Annotated in this window: 4 protein-coding genes; 1 reads left to right on the top strand and 3 read right to left on the bottom strand. The window is 70.2% G+C overall.

The window, feature by feature from the left end:
* A partial coding sequence (locus tag ACE3TU_RS20585) for a DedA family protein (RefSeq protein ID WP_374627650.1) occupies window positions 1–397 on the bottom strand: 397 nt, incomplete at its 3' end.
* A gap of 208 nt (window positions 398–605) precedes the next feature.
* On the opposite strand from ACE3TU_RS20585, the gene ACE3TU_RS20590 reads away from it, so the two are divergent.
* Window positions 606–980: a RidA family protein gene (locus ACE3TU_RS20590; protein ID WP_374627654.1), complete on the top strand. Its 375-nt coding sequence runs from the start codon at window positions 606–608 to the stop codon at window positions 978–980.
* Here the strand turns inward: ACE3TU_RS20590 and chrA are convergent.
* Both chrA and ACE3TU_RS20600 read right to left on the bottom strand, forming a co-directional pair.
* A complete protein-coding gene (gene chrA / locus ACE3TU_RS20595) occupies window positions 977–2,164 on the bottom strand; it encodes a chromate efflux transporter (protein ID WP_374627652.1) in 1,188 nt (395 codons plus the stop codon). The two genes, ACE3TU_RS20590 and chrA, sit on opposite strands and share 4 nt — an antisense overlap.
* A 72-nt stretch (window positions 2,165–2,236) precedes the next feature.
* The gene (locus ACE3TU_RS20600; RefSeq protein ID WP_374627656.1) at window positions 2,237–3,196 is read right to left on the bottom strand and encodes an ABC transporter permease; all 960 of its coding nucleotides are present in this window, start codon (window positions 3,194–3,196) and stop codon (window positions 2,237–2,239) included.
* Window positions 3,197–3,204: the final 8 nt, after the last annotated feature.

A 3,204-nucleotide genomic window follows, 5' to 3' on the forward strand; every position in this document is an offset into this window, starting at 1 on the left:
TGACCCCGGTGATGAAGCGCCCGATGAAGATCGCCTTGCCGCCATGGTTGGCGAAGAACGTCTCGCCCTTTTCGATCAGCGGCAGGTAGTTCCTGAACGGCCAGACCGTCTTCACCTTGTCCTTCAGCCACCAGCCCACGACGTAGGAAATGGCGTCCCCGATGATGGCGCCCAGCGACGCGGCGAAGAAGATCGGCCAGAACGGCAGTCCGCCCTGCGCGATGATGCCGCCGGTGAGCAGCAGGATGGGCATCGAGGGCACCAGCAGCCCGAGGATGAACACGGCTTCGCCGATACAGACGAGGAAAATGAACAGCATCGACAGCCAGAAATTGTCGGAGATGCCCTGCAGCACCGCTTCCAGCCAGGCCGAGATCATGTGGATGAATTCGAACATGCGAGTGGTCTGCTCCCCCCAGGGTGTCGGCGACGCGGACGACAGTGTCACGCCCGCCGGCGCGACACCAGCCTGCCGCATATGACGGGGCAAGGCATGAACCGTCGGTGAATGCTCCCTGCTCCCGCCCGACATTGACATTGGACGGCGGACGCGGCGAACTCCTTGGCGTCAGAGGAGGAATCGGATGAGCCTGCCCATCCACCACATGATCTCGGGCGGTCCGCGCCCGGTCGCGCCGTTCAGCCATGCCGTCGAAGCGGATGGCTGGGTATTCGTCACCGGGCAGATGCCGACCGATCCCGCGGCGCCGGATGCGCCGCTCCCGCAGGGGGTGGAGGCGCAGACGCGGCAGGTGGTCGCGAACCTCAAGGTGGTCCTCGGCGGGCTGGGGCTGGGGCTCGAGCACGTCACCATGGCGCGCATCTACCTGACCGAGTTCGCGCGCGACTATGCGGCCCTCAATGCCCTCTGGCCGAGCTTTTTTGCGCCGGGACACCTGCCGGCCCGTACCACTGTCGGGGTCACGGCGCTGGCGGTGGGGGCGCTGGTCGAGATCGACCTCGTGGCGCGCCGGCCCTAGCCGAGGCCGGACGCGAGGGCCGTCGTGACCCCGGTCGCGGCGCTCAGCAGCACGACTAGCGGCGGCGAAACCCTGCGGACCAGCAGGACCAGCGCCGCCGCGGCCCAGGCGAGGTCGGTCCAGCCGCCGACCGTGTCGAGCAGCAGCGGATCGATCAGCGCCGCCAGCAGCAGTCCGACGACGGCGGCGTTGGCGAGGTCGAGGCCGTGGCGCAGCCGGCGGTTCGTCCGCAGCCCCTGCCACCAGTCGAGCGTCGCAAAGACCAGCAGGAACGACGGCAGGTAGATGGCCGAGAGCGCCAGCAGCGCCCCGGCGAGCCCGTTCGGCGGCCCGGTCTGCAGCGCGCCGACATAGGCGGCGAAGGCGAACAGCGGACCGGGCACCGCCTGCGCCGCGCCATAGCCGGCGAGAAAGGCATCGCGCCCGATCAGTCCGGGCGCGACGAAGTCGGCCTCGAGCAGCGGCAGCACGACATGGCCGCCCCCGAAGACCAGCGCCCCGATGCGATACATCCTGTCGATCAGCCCGACGGCCGGGTCGCCGCCGAGGGCCAAGAGCGGCAGCCCGGCCAGCAAGGCGAGAAAGCCGATCAGCCAGAACAGGTCGCCACGGGTCGGCGGCCGCAGCGGCAGGTCGGGACCGGCCACCGGCCGCGCCAGCCCGGCCAGCGCGGCGAGCGCGATGATCGTCACCTGCGTCACGGGCGAGGGCAGGACCAGTGCGATGAGCCCGGCGGCGAGTGCCACGCCGCGCCGCGCCGTGTCCGGCGTCAGGGTCCTCGCCATGGCCCAGACCGCCTGGGCGACGACGGCGAGCGCGGCGACCTTCAACCCGTGCAGGGCGCCGGCGGCCAGCGGGCCCCCGAGCAGCGCGGCGCCGGAGGCGACGGCGAGCAGAAGCACCACCGAGGGGAGGGTGAAGGCGACGAAGGCGGCGATCGCGCCGGGGTAGCCGGCCCTCTGCTTGCCGATGGCGATGCCGACCTGGCTCGAGGCGGGACCGGGCAGGAACTGGCAGAGTGCAACGAGGTCGGCATAGGCGGCCTCGTCGAGCCAGCGACGACGCTCGACGAAGGCGGTGCGGAAAAAGCCCAGATGCGCCACCGGCCCGCCGAAGCTGGTCAGCCCGAGCTTGAGGAAGGCGACGAAGACCTCGCCGGCGGTGCCCGCATGCTGTGTCGTCACGACGCCTCGTTCCGCGGCGGCGGCCGGGGGCCCGGCCGCCTGCGCCGTCAGTGCCTCAGCGGCGCGTCACAATCAACTCGTGACGCGCGCCGTGCGCCCGTAGACCAGCAGCATGGTGATGATCACCGCGCCGTAGATGATCTGCCGGCCGGCCTCGGGCATCTGCATGATCGAGAGCACCGAGTTGAGCAGCACGATCAGGATGACGCCGACCACGGTGCCGATGAAGCGGCCGCGTCCGCCCAGGATGTGGGTGCCACCGATCACCACCGCGGCGATGGCCGGCAGCAGGTAGGCATTGCCCATCCCCTGGTAGGCCTTGTTGGAGTAGCCGGCGAGCAGGATGCCGGCCGAGGCGGCGCAGAGGCCCGAGATGACGAAGGCCCCGACGATCACCCAGCGGGTGCGGATGCCGGAGAGGTAGGCGGCGGCCTCGCGGTTGCCGGTGGCGTAGATGGCCTTGCCGAAGGCGGTGCGCGACAGGATGGCGGCGATCACCACCGAGATCGCGGCCCACACGAAGATGGCGACGGGGATGCCGAGAATCTTGTCGGCGGCGAGGTAGCGCATCAGGTCGGTGGCGGTGTCCTGCGGCGCGAAGCCGCCGGTATGGGCGACCATCAGGCCGCGCATCACCGAATCGACGCCGAGGGTGAAGATCATCGAGGGGATGCGCAGGTAGGCCACCCCGAGCCCGTTGACCAGCCCGACGCAGAGCCCGATGGCGAGGCCGGTCGGGATGGCGGCCGGACCGCCGATGGTCGAGGCCATCATGGCGGCGGCCGTCATCGTCCAGGGAACGGAGAGATCGATGTGGCCGAGCAGGATCACCGTCATCATGCCGGCCGCGACGATGCCGAGGAAGGCGCCCGTCTGCAATTGCGTGAGCAGGTAGTTCGGCGTCAGCAGCGGCGCGGTGCCGAGCGTTGCGAGCGTATAGCCGGTGCCGGCCAGCAGGATGACGACGATGAAGCCCGAGGCGACGAGGATCGGGAAGTCGTCGGGCTTGATACGGGCGAGCAGACTGGCCACGACGGGAG

Origin of the sequence: Devosia sp. (genome assembly GCF_041917035.1) — a bacterium.
In the GTDB taxonomy this organism is placed as follows: domain Bacteria; phylum Pseudomonadota; class Alphaproteobacteria; order Rhizobiales; family Devosiaceae; genus Devosia_A.